This is a genomic window from Micromonospora sp. CA-248212 (genome assembly GCF_050948405.1).
Classification (GTDB): domain Bacteria; phylum Actinomycetota; class Actinomycetes; order Mycobacteriales; family Micromonosporaceae; genus Micromonospora.
The window spans coordinates 5456330-5476409 of the sequence record NZ_CP192023.1 but is presented as its reverse complement, the minus strand read 5'-3'; the positions used below and the strand labels follow the sequence as shown (position 1 = coordinate 5476409).

Below are 20080 nucleotides of genomic sequence, written 5' to 3'. Positions count from 1 at the left end.
CGGCGCCACCCGTAGCGAGGTGACGGCATGAGCACGCACACCGAGCACCAGGCCTCGCAGGGCCCGGAGCCGCTCGACGTGAACGACCCCAGGCTGAGCCGGTTCGACATCGTCCGCGAGGGCGCGCGTCGGGACGACATCGAGATCGTCCACTACGAGCCGCAGGTGCTGCCGGGCACCAAGGCGGAGCGTCGGCTCACCCGCGTGGTGGCCGGGTTCTTCCTGATCACCGGTCTGGCGGCGACCGCCTTCCTGGCCATCTACATCTGGTGGCCGTGGCAGTACGAGCCGGGTCGCGGCGGCGACAAGTTCTACACGCCGCTGCTGGGCGCCACCCTCGGCGTGGCCCTGCTCGCCGTCGGCTTCGGCATCCTGACCTGGGGCAAGAAGTTGCTGCCCAAGGAGGTCTCGATCCAGGACCGGCACGAGGGCCAGGTCGACTCCGAGGGTCGCACCATCACCGGCCAGACCATGCTCTACCTGGCCGACGAGATGGGCATCAAGCGTCGTCCGTTGCTCGGCATCTCGCTGCTGGCCGGTCTCGCGCCGGTCGCCGCGGTCGCGGCGGCGCCGCTGGTCGGCGGCCTGATCTCCCAGCCGCACAAGAACAACCAGATGTTCACCACCGGGTTCGCCCCGACGGAGAACGGGCAGAAGATCCGCCTGGTCCGCGAGGACGGCCGCCCGGTGCGCCCGGCGGACATCAGCGCCGGTGGTCAGCTGACCGTCTTCCCCGGCATCGAGCACGGCGTGAGCAACCGGCACGCCGACTCGCCGACGTTGCTGATCCACCTGCGCGACGCGGACGCCCAGAAATCCCGCGAGGCCAACTCGCGCCCCGGCGAGACGCAGAAGCACCACAAGGACTACATGTGGGGCAACTACGCGGCGTTCTCCAAGATCTGCACGCACGCCGGCTGCCCCGCCAGCCTCTACGAGCAGCAGACCAACCGGCTGCTCTGCCCGTGCCACCAGTCCCAGTTCCTGATCACCGACAACGCCCGGCCCGTCTTCGGCCCGGCCAGCCGGTCGCTGCCGCAGCTGCCGATCGAGTTGGACTCCGAGGGCTTCTTCGTGGCGAAGTCCGACTACACCGAGACCGTCGGGCCTGATTTCTGGGAGCGGCCATGAAGCGTCGAAAGTTTGACCTGGCGGCCACGCCGGGCAAGGCCGCGGCGGGGGTGGACGACCGCTTCGCGGTGGCCACGCCGCTGCGCAAGCTGCTGAACAAGGTCTTCCCGGACCACTGGTCGTTCCTGCTGGGCGAGATCGCGCTGTTCTCGTTCATCGTGCTGTTGCTGACCGGTGTGTTCCTGACCTTCTTCTACGAGCCGGCGATGACCGAGGTGGTCTACGACGGCAGCTACGCGCCGTTGCAGGGCACCCCGATGTCCGCCGCGTACGCCTCCAGCCTGGACCTGTCGTTCGACGTCCGGGGTGGTCTGGTGATGCGGCAGATGCACCACTGGGCGGCGCTGCTGTTCATGGCCGCGATCGTCGTGCACATGCTGCGGGTGTTCTTCACCGGCGCCTTCCGCAAGCCGCGCGAGACCAACTGGATCATCGGCTCGCTGCTGTTCTGGGTCGGCTTCCTGGCCGGCTTCACCGGCTACTCGCTGCCGGACGACGGCCTGTCCGGCACCGGTCTGCGGATCGCCTCCGCGATCATGCTGTCCATCCCGGTGGTGGGCTCGTGGGTGACGTCATCGGTCTTCGGTGGCGAGTTCCCCGGCACGATCATCATCAGCCGGTTCTTCATCGCCCACGTCCTGTTGATCCCGGGCCTGCTGCTCGCGCTGATCAGCGCCCACCTGGGTCTGGTCTTCAAGCAGAAGCACACCCAGTGGCCCGGCCCCGGCCGGACCAACAACAACGTGGTCGGCGAGCGGATGTTCCCCCGCTACGCGCTGAAGCAGGGCGGCTTCTTCATGGTCGTCTTCGGCGTCATCGCGCTGCTGGGCGGTCTGTTCCAGATCAACCCGATCTGGCTGTTCGGGCCGTACGAGGCGTGGGTGGTCTCGGCCGCCAGCCAGCCCGACTGGTACGTCATGTTCCTCGACGGCTCGACGCGACTCATGCCGGCCTGGCAGATCAACATCCCGATCGGCGACGGGTACGTCATCCCGCCGCTGTTCTGGCCCACTGTCGTGCTGCCCGGCATCCTGGTCGGCCTGTCGACGATGTACCCGTTCCTGGAGGCCCGGCACCTCAAGGACCGCAAGAGCCACAACCTGCTCCAGCGGCCCCGCGACGTTCCGGCCCGTACGGCCGTGGGCGCCATGGCCGTCGCCTTCTACATCGTGCTGACGCTTTCGGGCGCCAACGACGTGATCGCCGACAAGTTCCAGATCAGCCTGAACGCGATGACCTGGGCCGGCCGGGTCGGTCTGCTCGTGGTTCCGCCGCTGGCGTACTACGTCACCTACCGGCTCTGCCTGGGTCTGCAGCAGCACGACCGGGAGGTGCTCGCGCACGGCGTCGAAACCGGCATCATCCGGCGTCTGCCGGACGGTCGGTTCATCGAGGTCCACCAGCCGCTCAGCGCGTCGAACGGGCACGCGGACGGCCACGGTGAGCTGGAGTACGTCGGCTGGGTGGTACCGAAGAAGATGAACCGGCTCGGGGCCCTCGGCCCGGCGGTCCGGGGCTTCTTCTACCCGATCGAGAAGCCGGTCGAGGCGCCGGTCTCGCCGGGTCACCCGCCGGTCGAGCCCCGGGGAGATCGTGCGGAGATCGGCAGCGGCGAGAGCCGCCGCTGACCTCCCGACAGCACCGTCACGTGACGCCCGCCGGACTTCCGGCGGGCGTCACGCCGTTTCCGGTGTCCGGTCGCCCAACCGAGCAGGAGTCGGACGGGCACGGCGGGACCGGTCGACCCCGCGCGCCGGGCGATCGCAGGAATAACCCCCGTGAGCCGGGTATCCGTGCGATCCAACGTCTCTAGGGGGGGAAGCATGTTGGGTCTCAAACGCCTCGGCCTGTTGGCCGCGCTGGTGCTGGTGGGTGTCGCGCCGGCAGCAGCCGCCCAGGCGGCGGCACAGCCGTCGACGCAGGACACCCAGTACCTGCAGGCGGTGCACCAGGTGAACCTTTTCGAGATCACCGCCGGTGACCTGGCTCAGCAGAAGGGCCAGAACCAGGGGGTCAAGGACCTGGGCGCGATGTTCAAGACCGACCACACCCAGCTGGACCAGACGGTGCAGCAGACCGCGTCGCAGCTCAACGTCCAGCTGCCGAACGAGCCCACGACCGATCAGCAGGCGGTCATCGACAAGCTGAACAACGTCAGTGGGACGGAGTTCGACCGGCTCTGGGTGACCAGTGAGCTGGCCGGTCACGTCCAGGCCATCCAGGCCACCCAGACGGAGATCTCACAGGGCTCCGAGCAGTCGGTGGTCCAGTTGGCCCAGACCGCCCTGCCGACGCTGCAGGCGCACTACGACGAGCTGGTCCAGCTGGCCAACCAGTTGGGCATCCCGGTCCCGCAGACCAGCGCCAGCGGCACGCCCAGCCCGGGCACCTCGTCGCCGGCTCCGGGTGGCGTCACCGAGTCGCCGGCTCCGAGTGGTGGGATCACCGAGTCGCCGGAACCGGGCCTCGGCACCACCGAGCGGCCCGCTCCCAGCGAGAGCTGATCTCGCGGTAGCGCGACGGCCGGTCCACCCCACGCGGGGTGGACCGGCCGCGGCGCATGCGGGCTGCGGGTCAGTCGGCGTCCGCGAGGCCGATCGCGAACGTCTCCTCAAGGTCGAGCTTCGAGTACGCCCGGAACGCGATGTGCGACTCCGTGTTCAGCACACCCGGCACCTTGGAGATGCTGCCCGCGATGACCTGCGCGATCTGGTCGAACTCGCGGACCCGGACGATGGCGATGAGGTCGACGTGCCCCGCCACCGAGTAGACCTCGCTGACGCCGGGGACGTTGGCCAGGGCATCGGCCACCTCGGGGATCGCGTCGGTGGCGCAGTCGATCAGCACGATCGCGGTGATCACGGGGCACTTCTCCGTTCGTCGGCGTCGTCGCCCATGCTAGACCTGCACCGTCCCGCCGTCGCCGAAGCGGATCACGTTCCGCAGACGCTCGTCCGCTCGCACGGTCGCGCCCGGCCAGATCACGCTGCGTCGCACGTCGCCGTCGACCCGGGCGTGGGCGCCGACCACCGATTCGACGCAGTTCCCGGGCACCGTGGCGGACTCGTCGACGAGCACGCCGCCGGCCGCCGCGTGCAGGTTGGCCGCCAGGTAGTCGGCCGGCGTCCCGGTGTCGTAGAAGGTGCCCGCGTACGGCACCACGTCGAGCGCCCCGGCCGCCTCCGCCGGCCGCCACACCGCGCGCACCAGGTCGGACATGACCACCGGCAGGTCGCGGACCAGTCGCCACGGCAGCAGCGAGAAACCGGTGAAGCAGTGCCCGGCGAAGGTACCCGGCGCGTGCGGGTCGGCGGCGGGCTGCCCGAGCAGGCGTACGGAGTCCCGGTCCCAACCGTCGAGCAGCGCGGCCACGTCGGGGCCCGGCGCGGTGGCCGGCTCGGCCAGGTACGCGTCGGCGTTGCCGACCAGGACTCCTCGGCCGTCGATCCAGTCCCGCAGGTTCGCCACCCCGCCCGCCGTGCCGAGCGGGTCGCCGGGCTCCACCGACAGGTGGGCGCGGTCGCCGACGTGCGCGACCACCTGGTCGGCGAGGTAGCAGGCGTTCACCGCGACCCGGGCCGGACTCCTCAGGCCCAGACCGGCCAACCGATCCAGGGCCCGGTCCAGGAGCGGCACGTTACCGACCGGGCAGAGCGCCTTGGGCACCCGTTCGGTGAGCGGACGCAGCCGGGTGCCCTCGCCCGCGGCGAGCACGACCGCGCAGACGTCCCTCGGCCAGCTCGCCCTGGTCATGGCGCGGTGTCGGGCACCGGCGGCGGGAACTGCCCGGCCAGCGGCCCGATGTCGTAGTAGGCGAGCAACCGCGCGGTCGGCCAGGTGAGCTTGGGCAGGTCGTCCAACCGATGCCAGGCGGCCTCGAAGACCTCCCCGCCGTCCACCACCAGTTCGGTGCTGGACGCCGGCACCTCCGCCTCGAAGACCATGTCCACCCAGCCCTTGGCGTGCACGATCGCGTTCGGCACGGCGGGGCGCAGCCGGGACGGCGGCAGCCGGACGCCGGACTCCTCGAACAGTTCGCGGGCCGCGCCCACGACCGGGGGCTCACCCCGGTTCAGCAGGCCGGCGGGGAGCGACCAGCCCTTGTTGCCGGGAGGCTGGCGCAGCATCAGCAACCGACCCGCGCCGCTCGCCTCGGTGTCGCGGACCAACGTGACCGCGCCGACGATGTACTTCGGTACGGCGAGTCGGACCAGACGCCGGCGCACCGGCAGCGGCAGCCGGTAGAAGGCCTGGTAGAAGACGGCCCGACCGGTGGCGCGGGAACGGGGGATCATGACCCCAGGCTAGTGGTCACGAATGTCCCTCGGACGCGCTGGGGCACGCCCGAGTCACTGTCGATGGTCGACCAGGTCGATGAGCTGGCGTACCACGGCGTCCGGTTCGATCACCCGGTCGAAGACCGCGACGAGCAGGGTCTCCAGGTCGGGGTAGCCCAACTCCTCGGAGAGCCGCAGCAGCGGCAGGTCGCTGGCGAGGCCCCGGTTGTGCTGGCGCAGGGCGAGACCGATGGTGGCCCGACCGAGGCGTACCTTGTCGCTGATCGTGATGCCCGGCTCGGTGTGTTCGGCGAACCACCTGTTGATCTGCATCTGCGCGTGCGGCGACTTGACGAAGCCCAGCCACTCCTTGCGGGGGCCGCGCGGGGCGGCGGCGGCCTCGAAGCCGTTGTCGGCGTCGTTCTCGGTGAAGATCTCCACCACGTCGCCCTCGTCCAGTTCCGAGCTCAGCGGCGCGAGCCGGCCGTTGATGCGGGCCGCGAGGCAGTGGTCACCGCGATGATTGCCCAGCTCGTACGCCAGGTCGACGGGTGTGGCGCCGGCCGGCAGCACCACCTGACGGCCGTCGGCGAAGACCTGGATCTGGCCCTCGGCGAGGTCGCAGCGCAGCGACTCGTAGAACTGCGCCGGGTCGGCGGCCTCCGGCTCCCAGTCGAGCACGCGGCGCAGCCAGTCCAACTGCTCGGCCCGGGCCGCCGCGCTGCCGCTGCCCGAGCGCGGGAAGCGGAAGTCGGCGGCGATGCCGTACTCGGCCGCGCGGTGCATCTCCTGGGTGCGGATCAGCACCTCCACCGTACGGTCCTGCGGGCCGCAGACGCTGGTGTGCAGCGAGCGGTAGAGGTTGTTCTTCGGCGAGGCGATGAAGTCCTTGAAACGGCCCGCTACCGGCCGCCACGTGCCGTGGATCGCGCCCAGCGCCGCGTAACAGTCGGTGGCCGGGCCGTCGACCACCACCGAGATGCGGGGCAGGTCGTACGGCGCGGTGTGGCCGCCGGCGACGGTGTCCTTCCAGATCGAGTAGAGATGCCGGGGACGGGGGCTCACCTCGGCGTCGACCCGGCTGCGCTTGAGCGCGGCGCGGGCGCGGTTGACCACGGCGTCGAGGTAGGCCTCCCAGCCGGGCCGGTCGTGCACGTGCCGGGCCAGCCGGGCGTGCTCGTCGGGCTCCAGGTGCAGCAGCACCACGTCGTCCAGCTCACGCTTGAGGGTCTGGATGCCCAACCGGTCGCAGAGCGGGACCAGGACCTCCTGCGTCTTGCGGGCGATCCGCTCCCGGGACGCCGCCGAGCGCACCCCGAGCGTACGCATGTTGTGCAGCCGGTCGGCTAGCTTGATGATCAGCACCCGGACGTCCTTGGCGGCGGCGACGATCATCTTGCGGACCGTCTCCGCCTCGGCGGCCTTGCCGTAGAACGCCTTGTCGAACTTGGTCACCCCGTCGACGAGGTGGGCCACCTCGTGGCCGAAGTCCTCCGAGAGCGCCTGGAGCGTGTAGCGGGTGTCCTCGACCGTGTCGTGCAGCAGCGCCGCGACCAGGGTGGTGGTGTCCATGCCCAGCTCGGCGCAGATCTGCGCCACCGCGAGAGGATGGGTGATGTACGGCTCGCCGCTCTTGCGGAACTGCCCGCGGTGCATATTTTCCGCGATCGTGTACGCCCGGCGCAGCACCGCCGGATCGGTGCCGGCGTGGATGCCCCGATGGGTGCGGACCAGGTGGGTGACCGGGTCGGAGTCGGTGGTCGGCCAGGTGAGCAACGACCGCAGTCGGCGGGTCAGGGGCAGCTCGCCCGACTGGGTTGGCAGGGCGCCCCCCAGGGCGGCGCCGTGTCCGGCGTCGACGTCCACGAGGGACACCTCCTCACCCCGGCTCCGCGGTCACCGGACCCGGTGAACGGAGCAGGCCCACGAAACGGGCAGGACTGCACTTCCTTAACAGCCTAAGCGAGTCGACGTAGTCCGATCGGTCAGTTGGTCATGAGCGTTCGGTCGAGAGTTGGTGCGACGCCCCGCTCTCGGCCTTCGCCAGCAGGTCACGGAAGCGCCCCGCGCCGCCCGCCGGTGAGGACCAACCGGACGACATCTCGACCAACCGGGTCTCCGGCCGCTCCAACCAGGACAGGATGCGCTCGGACTCCTCGGCGGTGGCCGACGGCACCGGCCCGTGCCCACCCGACACCGTCTCGGCGGTGGCCCGGATGGCGTTCAGCGTGGGTCGCGGGTGGACGCCCGGCGGGGACACCCCGGCGCCGGCCAGCCGACCGTGGCGTACCAGGGCCAGCTCCCAGCCGCCCCGGGCGGCCGGTCGGGCCGCCGCCAGCTCGGCGATCCCGGTCAGCGCCGCCAACCGCTGCATCCGCACCGTGGCGCGCAGCACCGCGGCCAGCCGGTACCGCACCACGGCGGCCTCCTCGTAGCGCTGGTCGGCCGCGAGCACGTCGATCCGGGCCAGCAGCGCGTCCACCACCGGCCGCGGGTCGCTCGTGGTGGCCGTCCGGAATGGCTCGACGGCTCTGTCGTCGTACTCCTCGGGGGTGATCCGGTGCTCGCAGGGCGCCGGGCAGCGACCCAGCTCGGCCAGCGCGCAGGCCGGCGTGACGGTGCGCAGCGAGAGCCGGTGCGTGCACTGGCGCAGCGGGACCGCGTCGTGGAAGGCGGCGGCGGCCAGCTCCGCGGCCCGCCGGGAGGTGAACGGCCCGAGGTAGGCGGTGTCGGTGGGGGAGATGTCGCGCACGATCGACAACCGGGGGTACGGCCCGTCGGTCAGCTTGAGCCAGACCATCCGCTCCGGGTACTTCGACCGCCTGTTGTACGGAGGCGCGTGCGCGGCGATCAGCCGCAGCTCGCGGACCTCCGCCTCCAGCGAGTGCGCGCACTCCACCGCCTCGACCCGCTCGGCCGCGGCCAGCATCTCGGAGATCCGGGCGCGCTTCTCGCCGGCGGTGAAGTAGCTGCGCACCCGGGTGGCGATGTCGCCCGAGGTGCCGACGTAGAGCGGCCGGTCGTCGGCGGCCCGGAAGATGTAGACCCCCGGGACCCTGGGCAGCCCCTCGGCCAGATGCCGCTTGCGGCGCTGCGTCGGGGTGACCGCGCGGGCGAACTCGATGGCGTCGCCGACGGTGTCGACACGGTGCCCGCCGAGGCGGCCGATCAGACCGTGCAGCACGTCGACGGTGGCCTTGGCGTCGTCCAACGCCCGGTGGGTGGGCTGGGTGGCGGTGCGGAAGTACGCCGCGAGGGTGCCGAGCTTGCGGTTGGGCACCTCGTCGCGGGTCAGCACCCGCCGGGCCAGCGCCGCCGTGTCCAGCACGCGAGGGTTGGGCCAGCGGTAGCCGTGCCGGGCGCAGGCGGCCTTGAGGAAACCCACGTCGTACGGGGCGTTGTGGGCCACCAGCACGGCGTCGGCGATGAACTCCAGGAAGCTGGGCAGCACCTCCTCGATCGGCGGGGCCGGCAGCAGCATGGCCTGGGTGATCCCGGTCAGCACGGTGATGAACGGCGGGATCGGCTGCCCCGGGTTGACCAGGGTGGCCAGCACCCCCAGCTCCTCGCCGCCGCGCACCTTGACCGCGCCGATCTCGGTGATCCCGCCGCCGTCCGGCGCGCCGCCGGTGGTCTCCAGGTCGACCACCACGAAGGTCGTCGCGTACAGCGGCAGGGCCGGGTCCACCCCGCCCACCGCCGGGTCGAGACCGGCCAGTGACTCCTGGACGTACTCCGCCTGTGCCATCGGCGGCACGCTAGCGCCCCGGTCCGACACTCCCGTCGCAGAGGTCCCAGCAGTCACCAGGGGGCTAGGATGAGAGATCGGCTCACTCACCAGGCGGTGGGCCCGCCAGCGGTGGGAGACTTGCCACATGCCCCTCGCCGAGCCGCACGACGACCACCTCCCGCAGGAGGATCCGGTCGCCCGCGACGGCGCGGTGAGCGATCCGGACGCCAGTGACACTCCCGCCGATTCGGGCGGTGATCCGACGATCGAGCCGGAGCCGACGCTGCCCGAGCCGGTCCGGCAACGGATCGTGGCGCTGACCGCCGCCGTGCTACCCAGCCTCCCCGGCGACGAGGTGCCGGTGCCGTTGCGGCGGGTGGCCAAGTTCGCCCCCAACCGGCGCGCCCGTCTCGGCGCTCCGGCCATCGCCGCCCAGCTCACCGCCGACCCGCTGTTCCGGCAGCGGGTCACCGCCCGGGTGCTGGCCGACGCCGGTGACCTCGGGGCGGCCGTGGTCGAGGGCACCGCGCCGGCCGCCGCCGACCCGGTCGAGGTGGCCGCACTGGCGTATCTGGTCCGGCCGCGCGGCTGGCGGGAGCTGATCGACGCCAGCGGCGCGGCGGTCCGCGCCGAGGCGGACAGCGCCGTCGTCGCCGAACTGGTCCGCGAGGCCGAGCAGCGGGCCACCCGCGCCGAACACGACCGGGCGGTGGCCCGGGTCGAGGCCGACAAGCTCCGCGACGAGCTGGCCCGGGTCCGCGAGGAACTCGGCCAGCTCCGTGAGGAGTCCCGTCAGCTGGCCCGTACCCTTCGCGAGACGCAGGCCCGCGAGCGCAAGGCCAGCGAACTTCTCGCCACCGAACGCGGCCGGGCCGCGCGCGCCAGCGCGGACGTCGACGCCGAGCTGCGCCGCGCCCGCGCCCGGCTCGCCGAGGCGGAGGCCGCCGCCGGCGTGGCCCGGGCCAGCGCCAAGGAGGCCCGCTCGGTCGACGACGCCCGCCTCTGGCTGCTGCTGGAGACCATCGGTCAGGCCGCCGTCGGGCTGCGCCGGGAGCTGGCGCTCGACCCGGTCGACAAGCTCCCCGCCGACTTCGTCGCCGACGCGTTCGCCGAGCAGCCCGGTACCGCCCCGGCGGGCCCGGCCGCGCGCGCCCGCGACACCGACGACCCGGCCCGGCTCGACCAGCTGCTCGCCCTGCCCCGGGCGCACCTCGTCGTGGACGGCTACAACGTCACCAAGCGCGGCTTCGGCGAGATGTCGCTGGAGCAGCAGCGCAAGCGCCTCATCACCGGGCTGGGCGGTATCGCCGCGCAGACCGGCGACGAGGTCACCGTCGTGTTCGACGGCGCCGAGCGGATGCACGGGCTGCCGCCCGCCCCGCGCGGCGTACGGGTGCTCTTCTCCCGCAAGGGCGAGACCGCCGACGAGCTGATCCGACGCCTGGTCCGCGCCGAGCCGGCGGGCCGTCCGGTCGTCGTGGTCTCGTCCGACCGCGAGGTCGCCGACGGGGTACGCCGGCACGGCGCGTATCCGCTGGGGGCCGACTCGCTGCTGCGCCGCCTCGCCCGCTCCTGACCGCACGTCCGGGCAGGCTGTCGGGGCGGGCAAGAATTTGGCGAGGTTCCGGCAGGTCCGGTCGGCGACGGTGTCCGCATCCGCCCGGCACCGCCGGGCACCGGACGAAGGCAGGCGAACGACATGGGAAAGAGACTGCTGGGCACCATCCTCGGCACGGTGGTCACACTGGCGGCGCTCCTGGTCGCCCCGGCAGCGGCCCAGGCGGCCTCGGGTGGCGGCTGCACCGGGGCCTACCCGATCAGCTCGTGCATCTCGTACCAGGGCTCCAACCAGACCGTGGTGGGTGACTTCTACATGAACGCCACCCCGGACGGATCCCGGTGCACGGCGTACCTCCAGTTGCGGACCAGCAACAACGGCAACACCTCCTGGATCTACTACGACCTCAACCGGACCGGCCGGTTCGGGCCGATCAGCCGCAACGTCAACGTGATGAACAACTTCAAGGGCTCCGCCGTGGCGGTGGTCGAGGTCTACACGTGCAGCGGAGCGTTTCACGGCACCTACACCAGCCCTCGGGTCTACTACCCGTGACGTACGGATCCGGCCGTTGGCGCGTCAGCGCCAGCGGCCGGATCGGCGTGTCAGACGCAGCGGGAGACGGCGGGGTTCGGGTCGTGGCCGATGTACATGTAGTCACCGGCGAGCATGCCGCTCGCGTTGCCGTAGAAGGCGTTGTACCAGACGGTGTCGCCGTTGACCGACGATCCGGTCGCCCAGCAGTTCAGGTAGACCGACTGGCCCTTCGGGATCGTCAGGATGACCGAGCACTGCGAATTGTTCAGCCACTGGCAGTAGCGCAGGTTCAGGTCCGTCTTCGTCGTGAAGTAACCACCGGCGAACGCCGGGGTGGCGACCAGGCCGACCGATGCGGTCACCGCGACCGCGCAGGCGGCCAGGAGACGTCGTGGATTCATGTCGTCAACCTCCGGTGAGCGGGTCAGTAGGAGCAGTACGGGGAGTCCATGATGTCGATGGCGACCGCGTAGCCGTACGGCTCGAGGTAGGCCAGTTCGCCCGGGGAGACGCAGACCCAGTCGTTGTTGGAGTAGAAGATCTTCGCGCCGTCGTCGTTGCGGCTGTTGTAGACCCAGTCCGCGCCCTTACTGCGGGACCCGAGGGTCTGGTAGTAGGTGTCCTGGAACGACGCGGTCGGCGGCGCGCCGTCGTACGGGTTGCCGCTCACCCAGAAGCAGACGCGGGGGTAGTTGCAGCCGAGTGCCGAGGTGGCCTGCGCCGGCGTGGCGACGAGCCCGCCCGCGGCCGTCGTGACGCCCGCGAGGAGCGCGACGGCGGTGAGCCGGGAGCGTGTGGTCGAAGATGGTCCGCGCATGTCGAAGCCTCCGTTGAGTCAGGGTGGTGCGACCCGTTCCGTTCGGCCCGGACCGACGGCCAGGGCTGGGGCCTCGCCCGGCGTGGCCCGGACGTAGCACCACGATCGCAGTGACCTGGATCGACGAAACAGGCGCTTGACCGGCAGTTGACCGGCGATTCGACGGGGTGCGCCCGCGCGAGGTCGGCGATGTCGGGCTGTCCGGCCGTTCGGGATACCCCGATTTCGCTGATCTGGAGTCGATCTAGCCCTCAACGGGCGGTTCTGTCGTACCCGGTGGATAACGTCGATGTGACCGACGGTGCTCGGGTGGCGACGACAGGGTGTCGGCCGCGCATCGCGAGCGATCAGGAGGCGTGATGCTCATCGACTGCGACGGGTGCGCGAAGCGGGCCGACGGCTGCTCCGGCTGCCCGCTGACCGCCCTGTTCGACGACACGTCCCCGGCGGCCGGGCTGGTCGCCGCCGAGGTTGAGGCGATCGAGGTGTTCGCCCGGGCCGGCTTCGACGTCGAGGTGCTGGCCGCGCCCGCCCGGCCCGACGCGCCCGCCCGGCCCGGCGCTGGCGCGCGTCGGGTCCGCCGGGTGGCCTGAGCCCTCGCCCCGGGGCCGGCCGGATGGCCGTCGACGAGCCGTGCGGGCGCTGAGCACAGCCGTGCGGGGGCCGCGTCGGCGAAGTGCGTCACCGCACCCGAAGCGGGCTTTTCGCGGGCCATAGGATGGGCGGTCACGGCGGGAGGAGCGGCGGGATGAGCGGGGTACGACGCGAGCACGACGGGCCCGTCGGTGCCCCGCGCGCCGGTGCCGTGTGGCGGTGGCGCGGCCACGCGCGGCGGCCCGACGCCGCCGTGTGCCGGGGTGATCGTGACCGGGCGTTGAGCGTGGTGGCCACGGCGGTGCGCCGGTGAGCCCGCGCGGCTGGGCGTTGTTGACGTTGGCCGGGTTGACGGTGGCCCTGCTGGTGACCGTCGCCGTGTTCGTGCCCTGGCACCGGCCCCCGGCCCCCCGTGCCGACCAGCTCGCCGCTCTGCGGGATCTCCCGGCCGACCAGGTGGCCAGGGGGCGGGAGTTCCGCGCCGCGCTGCGCCCCGGCGGCTACGCCGCGCTCGCCGTGGGGCTGCTGATCGCCGTCGCGCTGGGGCTCACCCCGCTGGGCGGTCGCCTGGTCGAGCTGGTGGGCCGGCCCTTCGGTGGGCACTGGATCGCCCAGGCGGTGCTCGGCGGCCTCGCCGTGGTGCTCGTCGCCGACCTGCTCACCCTCCCGTTCTCCGCCTGGCGGCAGACCGTCCTGACCCGCTACGGGCTCAGCACCAACTCCTGGAGTGGCTGGGCCGTCGACCTGCTCAAGTCGTACGCGGTGAGCGCCGTGATCGGTGCGGTGGCGCTGTTCGGCTTCTACCTGGTCATCCGGCTCGCGCCGCGCTGGTGGTGGGCGCTCGGCGCGGCGGGCGCGGCCCTGCTGGTGGTGCTGCTGTCATTCGTGCTGCCGGTGCTCGTGGAGCCGGTGTTCAACAAGTTCACCCCGATGGAGCAGGGTGCGCTGCGCACCGAGCTGATGAGCATGGCCGCCCGCGACGGGGTGCCGGTGCGCGACGTGCTCGTCGCCGACGCCTCCCGGCGGACCACGGCGGTCAACGCGTACGTCTCCGGCCTCGGCCCGACCCGCCGGGTGGTCGTCTATGACACGCTGCTGCGCGAGGCCGACCCCGCCGAGGTGACGGCCGTGGTGGCGCACGAGCTGGGCCACGCGAAGGACTCCGACGTGGCGGTGGGCACGCTGACCGGGGCGCTGGGAGTCGCCGCCGCGGTGGTGGCCCTCTACCTGCTCGGCTCGTGGGGGCTGCTGCTGCGGTTGGCCGGTGTCGACTCGATCGCCCATCCACGCGCGTTTCCACTGGTAATTGCCCTGGTCACGGTGGCTGGTCTGGTCGCCACCCCGGTGCAGGCGCTGGTGTCGCGGCGGGTGGAGGCGCGGGCCGACGCGCACGCGCTCGCGCTCACCGGCGACCCGGCGGCCTTCGAGTCGATGCAGCGCCGTCTCGGCACGGTCAACCTGGGCGACCCCGACCCGCCGCGGTGGGAATACCTCTACTCGGCCTCGCATCCGTCCACGGTGGAGCGGATGGCCGCCGCCCGCGCGTACGCCCGGGAGGCACGCCGATGAGCCGCACGTTGCTGATCACGAACGACTTTCCGCCCCGCCCGGGGGGCATCCAGTCCTTCGTGCACAACCTCGCCGTGCGTCAGCCGGCGGGGTCGGTGGTCGTCTACGCGTCGAGCTGGCGTGGTGCGGAGAAGTTCGACGCCGACCAGCCGTTCGAGGTGATCCGGGAACGCACCCGGGTGCTCCTGCCCACCCCGCTGATCGCCCGGCGCGCGGCCCGGCTCGCCCGCACGTACGACTGCGACACGGTGTGGTTCGGCGCGGCGGCCCCGCTGGGGTTGCTCGCCGCCGGTCTGCGCAGGCGCGCGGGCGTACGCCGGGTGGTGGCGCAGACCCACGGCCACGAGGTCGGCTGGGCGGCGCTGCCGGCCGCGCGGCCGGCGCTGCGGCGCATCGGGCGTGGCGTCGACGTGACCACCTACCTCGGCGAGTACACGCGCGCCCGGCTCGCCCGGGTGCTGGCCGGGGTGACCGACCTGCGGCGGCTCGCGCCGGGCGTGGACGTGGACGCCTACCACCCGTCGGTGGACGGCGAGCCGGTCCGGGCCCGGTTGGGGCTGACCGACCGGCCGGTGGTGGTCTGCGTGTCGCGTCTCGTGCCGCGCAAGGGCCAGGACATGCTGATCCGGGCACTGCCGGAGATCCGCCGCCGGGTGCCCGACGCGGCGCTGCTGATCGTCGGCGGCGGGCCGTACCGGGCCACTCTGGAGAAGCTGGCCCGCCAGACCGGCGTCGAGCGGGACGTGGTCTTCACCGGCTCGGTGCCGGCGGCCGACCTGCCCGCGCACTACGCGGCCGGCGACGTCTACGCCATGCCCTGCCGTACCCGCAACCGTGGCCTGGACGTGGAGGGGCTGGGCATCGTCTACCTGGAGGCGTCCGCGACCGGCCTGCCGGTGGTGGCCGGCGACTCCGGCGGCGCGCCCGACGCGGTCCGGGAGGGCGAGACCGGGTACGTGGTCCGTGGCCGGGACGTCGCCCAGCTCGCCGACCGGGTCGCCCGGCTGCTCGGCGACCGGGACCTGGCCCGCCAACTCGGGGCGGCCGGCCGGGCGTGGGTGGAGCGGGAGTGGCGCTGGGAGGCGCAGGCGCAGCGGATGGCGGCTCTGCTGGCCGGCTGACCGCCGCCGCCGCTCAGGCGCGGGGTTGCCGGGGCGGGGCGTAGCGGGGGACGTACTCCTGGTCGGTGAGCCCTTGGATCGCGGCCATCACCTCGTCCGTGATGGCCCGGATGTCGCGCGGCCCGGTGATGCGGTCGGCGACCGGGATCGCCGGGCCGAAGCGCAGGGCGACCGGGTGTCGGCGGGGGATTCGCGCGTCGACCGGCAACACCTCGGCGGTGCCGAGTACGCCGACCGGGATGATCGGGACCTCGGCGTCGCGGGCCAACCGGGTCATTCCGGTGCGGCCGCGGTAGAGCCGCCCGTCGGGGGACCGGGTGCCCTCCGGGAAGATGGCGACGAGACCGCCGGCGCGCAACACCGGCACGGCCGCGTCGAAGGCCGTGAGGGCGGCCCGGCCGCCGGCGCGCTCGACGCGAATGGCGCCCATGCCGGCCACGACGTGCCGGCTGAGCCAGCTGCCGGTGAAGTACTCGGCCTTGGCCCAGAACGTCACGTGTCGGGGTGTCAGGCAGGCGAGGACCACCTGGTCGGCGACGGACAGGTGGTTGCTGGCGAGGATCGCCCCGCCTCGGCGGGGCAGGTGCTCCAGGCCTTGGACGCGGGGTCGCCAGCCCAGTCGCAGGGCTGAGCCGACGGTCAGTTTGCTGAGGTCGTACAGCAGGGGCACGTCTTCTCCCGTTCAGTTCCGCGCGGGGCCGAGGTACGCGTCGAGCGCGGCCCGCAGCACGGTGTCGTCGTCGCGGTCGCCGGTGGCCAGCGGCAGGCTGCCCCAGGCCCAGAGCTGGGCGATGCCGTGCAGGTTGGCCCAGAGCGCGCCGGCCACCACCGGCGCGGGCGGGGCGGTCGGCTGGCGTGTCTGGGCAACCAGGTCGGTCAGGAGGGTGAACAGCGGCAGGCTCGTCTCGCGCAGCCGTAGACGACTGCTGGCCAGCAGGTCGTGGCGGAACATCAGCTCGAACATGCCGCGGTGCCCGGCGGCGAAGTCCAGGTACGTCCGGGCCAGCGCGACCAGTCGGGTACGCGGCTCCGTACCGGCCGCGTGGATCGTCCGCTCCACCCGGGCGGTGAGGTCGGCGAAGCCCTCCCGGGCGATGGCCGAGAGCAGGTCGACGTGGGTGGGGAAGTAGCGGCGCGGGGCGCCGTGCGACACGCCCGCCCGACGGGCGATCTCCCGCAGGGACACCGCGGACTGGCCCTCACGCAACACGAGGTCGACTCCGGCCGCCACCAGCCGGGCCCGGACTCCGGCCTCCTCCACGGTCATAGACACTGTCTACCAGTTCGCCGTAGACGTTGTCTACGGCCGTGGGCGACGGTGCGGGTGCCCGTGCCGGCTCAGCGGATGCGGGCCAGGATGCGGTCGGCAGGGGCCGGGCGGCCGAAGTGCCAGCCCTGGGCGGCGTCGCAGCCGATCGCCCGCAGCCGCTCGGCCTGCCCGGCGGTCTCCACCCCCTCGGCGGTCACCGTGAGGTCGAGGGCGTGCGCCAGCGACACCAGCGAGGCGAGGATCCGCTCGTCGGTACGCCCCACCGTCGGCGACCGCAGGCCAGCCACGAACTCGCCGGCCACCTTCAGCTCGGTGACGGGCAGATCCCGCAGGTACGCCAGGTTGCTGTAGCCGGTGCCGAAGTCGTCGATGGCGATCCGTACGCCCAGGTCGGCCAGCAGCCGCAGCGCCCGGACGGGCTCCTTGGCGCTGCTCATCATCGTGCTCTCGGTGATCTCCAACTGGAGTCGTTCGGGCGGCAGGCCGGTCTGGCGCAGCAGCGTACGGACCTCCCGCACCAGACCGGGCCGGTGCACCTGCCGGACGGCCAGGTTGACGCTCACGAACGGCGCCTGCGCGCCATCGGTCGACCACGCCTCCGCCTCCCGGCACGCCTCGGCGAGCACCCACCCGCCCAGTTGCACGATCAGACCGGTCTCCTCGGCCAGCGCGATGAAGCTGTCCGGCCGCAGGACGCCCAGCTCCGGGTGTCGCCAGCGGACCAGCGCCTCCACACCGAGCAGTCGGCCGTCGCGCAGCGAGGTCAGGGGCTGGTAGTCGAGATAGAACTCGCCCCGCTCCAGCGCGGCCGGGATGGCCGCCGACAGGGCGTACCGGGCCAGCTCGCGACGGTTGCGCTCGGCGTCGTAGAGCGCCCAGCGCGCCCCTCCGGCCGACTTCGCCCAGTGCAGGGTGCTGTCGGCGGCCCGCATCAGGTCACTCGGGTTGGAGCCGGCCACCTGCCGCTCGACGATGCCGATGCTCGCCGTGACCTGGAGCTCGTGCCCGTCGACCACCGCGGGTGTCCGGACCGCGGCCAGAGCGCTCTCGGCGACCTCCACGACCGCGTCGGTGCCGCCCGCGCCCTCCACCAGGATGACGAACTCGTCCCCACCGAGGCGGGCCACCAGATGCTCACCGAGGCACTGGCGCAGCCGGTCGGCCACCGTGGTCAGCAACCGGTCGCCGACCTGGTGTCCCAGCGTGTCGTTGACCACCTTGAAGCGGTCCAGGTCGAGGAAGCACACCCCGACGCGTTGGGCGCCCCGGCCCGGCTCGTTGAGCGCGGCGGTGAGCCGCTCGGTGAACAGCGTCCGGTTGGGCAGACCGGTGAGCGGGTCGTGGGTGGCCTGGTGGCGGAACCGCGCCTCGCTGGCCCGCAGCGCCCGTTCGGCCTGGGTGCGCGCCATCATGGCGGCCCGGCGGATGGACTCCTGCTCATCGAGCGTGCGGTCCCGCAGCGCGCGGGCGTAACCGGTCGCCACGGCGGCCAGGAGTCGGGCCATCCGGTCCTCGACGTCCTCGGCCACCAGTCCCAGGTCCCGCACGAGCCGAAGCTGGATCACCTCGACGGTACGGCCCAGTCCCTCGGCGGACGCGATGTGCGCGGCGACCAACTCCGCACCGACCCGGTGCCCGGCCCGCAGGTCGAACGGCTCGGCGAGCAGCGCCTGGGCCAACTGGCCGGCGAGCCTCTGCAACAGGGCCTCGAGCTGGGCCTGTGTCATCGGTAGGTAGCTCGTACCGGAGACCGCCTTGGCCCAGGCGCGGGCGAAGGTGCCGGGGCGGGTGACCGCCGAGGGCGACTCAGTCACCGAGTCGCCCGACGCCGCCCATGAAGACCGCCCGCTCGGCGTCCTCCGCGCTCTCGGGAGTGTCCGGTCGCCACTGTGGCACCCAGACGACGCCCGGATCGACCAGCTCGAACCCGTCGAAGAGGGCGGTCACCTCGGCCCGGTTGCGAATCGTGAGCGGGCTGTCGGTACGCCGGTAGACGCGTTCGGCCTCGGCGCGCTCCTCCCCGGCGCGGCCGTCGTCGCTGGCCTGCGACAACACCAGGTAGCTGCCGGGCGCCACCGCGTCCCGAAGCGTCGCCAGCAACTCCGCCGGCCGGTCGTCGTCGGGGACGAAGTGCAGGACCGCCACGATCATCACCGCCACCGGCTGGCCGAGGTCGAGCAGCCGGCGCGTGTCGGGGTGCGCCAGGATCTCCTCCGGGTGCCGCAGGTCCTCCTGGACGATCGTCGCCCGGTCGTTGTCGGCCAGGATCTCCCGGCTGTGCGCCACCGCGACCGGGTCGACGTCCACGTAGACCACCCGCGACGCCGGGTCGATCCGCTGGGCGATCTCGTGCACGTTGCCGACCGTGGGGATGCCCGAGCCGATGTCCAGGAACTGGCGGACGCCGGCCTCGGCGAGGTGGTGGACCGCCCGGCGCAGGAACGCGCGGTTGGCCTGCGCGGCCAGCGGCGCCTCCGGTACGGCCGCCACCATCGCCTGCGCGGCGGCCCGGTCGGCGGCGAAGTTGTGCGATCCGCCGAGGTAGTAGTCGTACATCCGGGCGACGCTCGGGCGCTCGATGTCGATGGTGTCGGGCGCCCAGTCCGGCCGCTGCATGCGCTCACCCCTTGAGTCCACGACGCGGACGTCATCGCCCGCGCGGGTATTCTGCCCCCGCGGTACCCGCCAGACCATAGCGTGCCCGTCCACCCGTCGCGGACGTCGGTCGATACGCGAAGGTCCGCGACGGCGGCGAGCCGGCGCGGACCTTCGGTTACGGAATTACGCTCGACGAACGGGCGCGGGTCAGAACTTCGGCGCGTCCGGCGCTTCGAGCAGGCCGAGTCGCAGCGCGGTCATCAGGGCCTGTGCCCGGTTGGCGGCGCCGAGCTTCTCGTAGAGCTTGGAGATGTGCGTCTTCGCCGTGGACTCGCTGACGAACAGCTGCTTGGCGATGCCCGCCACGCTCATCCCGTCGGCGAGCAGCCGCAGCACCTGCCCCTCGCGGGGGGAGAGCTGCGGGCCGGAGGGGGCGAGCCGACGCTTCATCGCCTCGGCCAGGTCGGCGGCGGTGAACGCGCTCGGGGACGAGGCGGCGTGCCGCGCGGCGGCCACGACCTCGTCGGCCGGGGCGGTCTTGGGCACGAAGGCGCTCGCCCCGGCCTCCAGGGCGCCGAAGAGCTGGTCGTCGCCGGCGTACATGGTCAGCACCACGATGCCCATCGACGCGCTGGACTTGCGCAGCGCGCGGGTGGCCTCCAGGCCGCTGCCGTCGGGCAGCCGCAGATCCATGATCACCACGTCCGGCTGGAGGGCGCCGGCCTGGCGTACCCCCTCTGCCGCGGTCGCGGCCTCGCCGACGACCTCGAACTGACGGTCGCGCTCGAAGGCGTGCCGCAGGCCCTTACGAATCAGGTCATGATCGTCAACAAGGAGGACCTTGGTGCGGGTGGCCGGTGTCGGACTTGTGGTCATCC

21 protein-coding genes are annotated in these 20080 nt (G+C 72.6%); 9 read left to right on the top strand and 12 right to left on the bottom strand.

Features of this window, described 5'->3' with window-relative positions:
• The first annotated feature begins 27 nt into the window (after positions 1 to 27).
• The 3 genes from qcrA (at position 28) to ACQP03_RS25585 (ending at position 3635) form a co-directional block, all read left to right on the top strand.
• On the top strand, positions 28 to 1131 hold the full coding sequence (gene qcrA / locus ACQP03_RS25595) for a cytochrome bc1 complex Rieske iron-sulfur subunit (protein WP_355049384.1): 1104 nt from the start codon (positions 28 to 30) through the stop codon (positions 1129 to 1131).
• The gene (qcrB, locus tag ACQP03_RS25590) at positions 1128 to 2759 is read left to right on the top strand and encodes a cytochrome bc1 complex cytochrome b subunit (RefSeq protein ID WP_355049385.1); all 1632 of its coding nucleotides are present in this window, start codon (positions 1128 to 1130) and stop codon (positions 2757 to 2759) included. Before qcrA ends, qcrB begins: the two co-directional genes overlap by 4 nt.
• 195 nt (positions 2760 to 2954) lie before the next feature.
• The gene (locus ACQP03_RS25585) at positions 2955 to 3635 is read left to right on the top strand and encodes a DUF4142 domain-containing protein (protein WP_357126735.1); all 681 of its coding nucleotides are present in this window, start codon (positions 2955 to 2957) and stop codon (positions 3633 to 3635) included.
• A 70-nt stretch (positions 3636 to 3705) separates the two neighbouring features.
• Here ACQP03_RS25585 and ACQP03_RS25580 read toward each other — a convergent pair whose 3' ends face one another.
• The 5 genes from ACQP03_RS25580 to ACQP03_RS25560 all read right to left on the bottom strand — a co-directional run bounded on the left by ACQP03_RS25580 (position 3706) and on the right by ACQP03_RS25560 (position 9156).
• Entirely contained in the window at positions 3706 to 3993 is a 288-nt protein-coding gene (locus ACQP03_RS25580; protein WP_355049387.1) for an Lrp/AsnC family transcriptional regulator, read from the bottom strand.
• A 36-nt stretch (positions 3994 to 4029) separates the two neighbouring features.
• Positions 4030 to 4884, bottom strand: coding sequence for a sugar phosphate nucleotidyltransferase (locus ACQP03_RS25575; RefSeq protein ID WP_363661090.1), 855 nt, complete (start codon positions 4882 to 4884; stop codon positions 4030 to 4032).
• Complete coding sequence (locus ACQP03_RS25570; RefSeq protein ID WP_357126740.1) at positions 4881 to 5426, bottom strand: NUDIX hydrolase; 546 nt, start codon at positions 5424 to 5426, stop codon at positions 4881 to 4883. Before ACQP03_RS25570 ends, ACQP03_RS25575 begins: the two co-directional genes overlap by 4 nt.
• Before the next feature lie 54 nt (positions 5427 to 5480).
• Positions 5481 to 7274, bottom strand: a complete 1794-nt coding sequence (locus tag ACQP03_RS25565) for a RelA/SpoT family protein (RefSeq protein WP_357127304.1) — start codon at positions 7272 to 7274, stop codon at positions 5481 to 5483.
• 127 nt (positions 7275 to 7401) lie between these two features.
• The gene (locus tag ACQP03_RS25560; protein ID WP_357170658.1) at positions 7402 to 9156 is read right to left on the bottom strand and encodes a DEDD exonuclease domain-containing protein; all 1755 of its coding nucleotides are present in this window, start codon (positions 9154 to 9156) and stop codon (positions 7402 to 7404) included.
• A gap of 127 nt (positions 9157 to 9283) precedes the next feature.
• On the opposite strand from ACQP03_RS25560, the gene ACQP03_RS25555 reads away from it, so the two are divergent.
• Together ACQP03_RS25555 and ACQP03_RS25550 are read left to right on the top strand one after the other, a co-directional pair.
• Entirely contained in the window at positions 9284 to 10714 is a 1431-nt protein-coding gene (locus ACQP03_RS25555; protein WP_357126746.1) for an NYN domain-containing protein, read from the top strand.
• 123 nt (positions 10715 to 10837) lie between these two features.
• Complete coding sequence (locus ACQP03_RS25550) at positions 10838 to 11251, top strand: hypothetical protein (protein ID WP_355049393.1); 414 nt, start codon at positions 10838 to 10840, stop codon at positions 11249 to 11251.
• Positions 11252 to 11301: 50 nt separating this feature from the next.
• Here the strand turns inward: ACQP03_RS25550 and ACQP03_RS25545 are convergent, their stop codons facing one another.
• Positions 11302 to 11634 carry a hypothetical protein gene (locus ACQP03_RS25545; protein ID WP_357170660.1) on the bottom strand — a complete coding sequence of 111 codons (333 nt, stop codon included), beginning with the start codon at positions 11632 to 11634 and terminating at the stop codon, positions 11302 to 11304.
• A 23-nt stretch (positions 11635 to 11657) separates the two neighbouring features.
• On the bottom strand, positions 11658 to 12050 hold the full coding sequence (locus ACQP03_RS25540; RefSeq protein ID WP_357126753.1) for a hypothetical protein: 393 nt from the start codon (positions 12048 to 12050) through the stop codon (positions 11658 to 11660).
• A 359-nt stretch (positions 12051 to 12409) separates the two neighbouring features.
• Between ACQP03_RS25540 and ACQP03_RS25535 the strand changes: the two genes are divergently transcribed.
• The 4 genes from ACQP03_RS25535 to ACQP03_RS25520 all read left to right on the top strand — a co-directional run bounded on the left by ACQP03_RS25535 (position 12410) and on the right by ACQP03_RS25520 (position 15334).
• Positions 12410 to 12643 carry a hypothetical protein gene (locus ACQP03_RS25535; protein ID WP_357126756.1) on the top strand — a complete coding sequence of 78 codons (234 nt, stop codon included), beginning with the start codon at positions 12410 to 12412 and terminating at the stop codon, positions 12641 to 12643.
• A 155-nt stretch (positions 12644 to 12798) separates the two neighbouring features.
• Complete coding sequence (locus tag ACQP03_RS25530; protein WP_357126759.1) at positions 12799 to 12957, top strand: hypothetical protein; 159 nt, start codon at positions 12799 to 12801, stop codon at positions 12955 to 12957.
• A complete protein-coding gene (locus ACQP03_RS25525; protein WP_357126762.1) occupies positions 12954 to 14213 on the top strand; it encodes a M48 family metallopeptidase in 1260 nt (419 codons plus the stop codon). Before ACQP03_RS25530 ends, ACQP03_RS25525 begins: the two co-directional genes overlap by 4 nt.
• Positions 14210 to 15334, top strand: coding sequence for a glycosyltransferase family 4 protein (locus ACQP03_RS25520; protein ID WP_357126765.1), 1125 nt, complete (start codon positions 14210 to 14212; stop codon positions 15332 to 15334). The genes ACQP03_RS25525 and ACQP03_RS25520 overlap by 4 nt, the downstream gene beginning before the upstream one ends.
• A 13-nt stretch (positions 15335 to 15347) precedes the next feature.
• On the opposite strand, the gene ACQP03_RS25515 is transcribed toward ACQP03_RS25520, so the two are convergent.
• From ACQP03_RS25515 to ACQP03_RS25495, 5 genes are all read right to left on the bottom strand, one after another.
• Complete coding sequence (locus ACQP03_RS25515; RefSeq protein ID WP_357126768.1) at positions 15348 to 16004, bottom strand: lysophospholipid acyltransferase family protein; 657 nt, start codon at positions 16002 to 16004, stop codon at positions 15348 to 15350.
• A 12-nt stretch (positions 16005 to 16016) separates the two neighbouring features.
• On the bottom strand, positions 16017 to 16601 hold the full coding sequence (locus ACQP03_RS25510) for a TetR/AcrR family transcriptional regulator (protein WP_357126771.1): 585 nt from the start codon (positions 16599 to 16601) through the stop codon (positions 16017 to 16019).
• Positions 16602 to 16672: 71 nt separating this feature from the next.
• On the bottom strand, positions 16673 to 18331 hold the full coding sequence (locus tag ACQP03_RS25505; RefSeq protein WP_357127307.1) for a putative bifunctional diguanylate cyclase/phosphodiesterase: 1659 nt from the start codon (positions 18329 to 18331) through the stop codon (positions 16673 to 16675).
• A 79-nt stretch (positions 18332 to 18410) separates the two neighbouring features.
• The gene (locus ACQP03_RS25500) at positions 18411 to 19220 is read right to left on the bottom strand and encodes an SAM-dependent methyltransferase (protein ID WP_357126774.1); all 810 of its coding nucleotides are present in this window, start codon (positions 19218 to 19220) and stop codon (positions 18411 to 18413) included.
• A gap of 189 nt (positions 19221 to 19409) precedes the next feature.
• A complete protein-coding gene (locus ACQP03_RS25495) occupies positions 19410 to 20078 on the bottom strand; it encodes a response regulator transcription factor (RefSeq protein WP_007072219.1) in 669 nt (222 codons plus the stop codon).
• Positions 20079 to 20080 lie beyond the last annotated feature (2 nt).

Coding starts and splice junctions, on each gene's coding strand:
- ACQP03_RS25540 (WP_357126753.1), bottom strand. CDS start 12,050: ATGCGCGGACCATCTTCGACCACACGCTCCCGGCTCACCGCCGTCGCG.
- ACQP03_RS25575 (WP_363661090.1), bottom strand. CDS start 4,884: ATGACCAGGGCGAGCTGGCCGAGGGACGTCTGCGCGGTCGTGCTCGCC.
- ACQP03_RS25545 (WP_357170660.1), bottom strand. CDS start 11,634: ATGAATCCACGACGTCTCCTGGCCGCCTGCGCGGTCGCGGTGACCGCA.
- ACQP03_RS25520 (WP_357126765.1), top strand. CDS start 14,210: ATGAGCCGCACGTTGCTGATCACGAACGACTTTCCGCCCCGCCCGGGG.
- ACQP03_RS25570 (WP_357126740.1), bottom strand. CDS start 5,426: ATGATCCCCCGTTCCCGCGCCACCGGTCGGGCCGTCTTCTACCAGGCC.
- ACQP03_RS25585 (WP_357126735.1), top strand. CDS start 2,955: ATGTTGGGTCTCAAACGCCTCGGCCTGTTGGCCGCGCTGGTGCTGGTG.
- ACQP03_RS25500 (WP_357126774.1), bottom strand. CDS start 19,220: ATGCAGCGGCCGGACTGGGCGCCCGACACCATCGACATCGAGCGCCCG.
- ACQP03_RS25550 (WP_355049393.1), top strand. CDS start 10,838: ATGGGAAAGAGACTGCTGGGCACCATCCTCGGCACGGTGGTCACACTG.
- qcrB (WP_355049385.1), top strand. CDS start 1,128: ATGAAGCGTCGAAAGTTTGACCTGGCGGCCACGCCGGGCAAGGCCGCG.
- ACQP03_RS25535 (WP_357126756.1), top strand. CDS start 12,410: ATGCTCATCGACTGCGACGGGTGCGCGAAGCGGGCCGACGGCTGCTCC.
- ACQP03_RS25505 (WP_357127307.1), bottom strand. CDS start 18,331: ATGACACAGGCCCAGCTCGAGGCCCTGTTGCAGAGGCTCGCCGGCCAG.
- ACQP03_RS25555 (WP_357126746.1), top strand. CDS start 9,284: ATGCCCCTCGCCGAGCCGCACGACGACCACCTCCCGCAGGAGGATCCG.
- ACQP03_RS25510 (WP_357126771.1), bottom strand. CDS start 16,601: ATGACCGTGGAGGAGGCCGGAGTCCGGGCCCGGCTGGTGGCGGCCGGA.
- ACQP03_RS25530 (WP_357126759.1), top strand. CDS start 12,799: ATGAGCGGGGTACGACGCGAGCACGACGGGCCCGTCGGTGCCCCGCGC.
- ACQP03_RS25495 (WP_007072219.1), bottom strand. CDS start 20,078: ATGACCACAAGTCCGACACCGGCCACCCGCACCAAGGTCCTCCTTGTT.
- qcrA (WP_355049384.1), top strand. CDS start 28: ATGAGCACGCACACCGAGCACCAGGCCTCGCAGGGCCCGGAGCCGCTC.
- ACQP03_RS25560 (WP_357170658.1), bottom strand. CDS start 9,156: ATGGCACAGGCGGAGTACGTCCAGGAGTCACTGGCCGGTCTCGACCCG.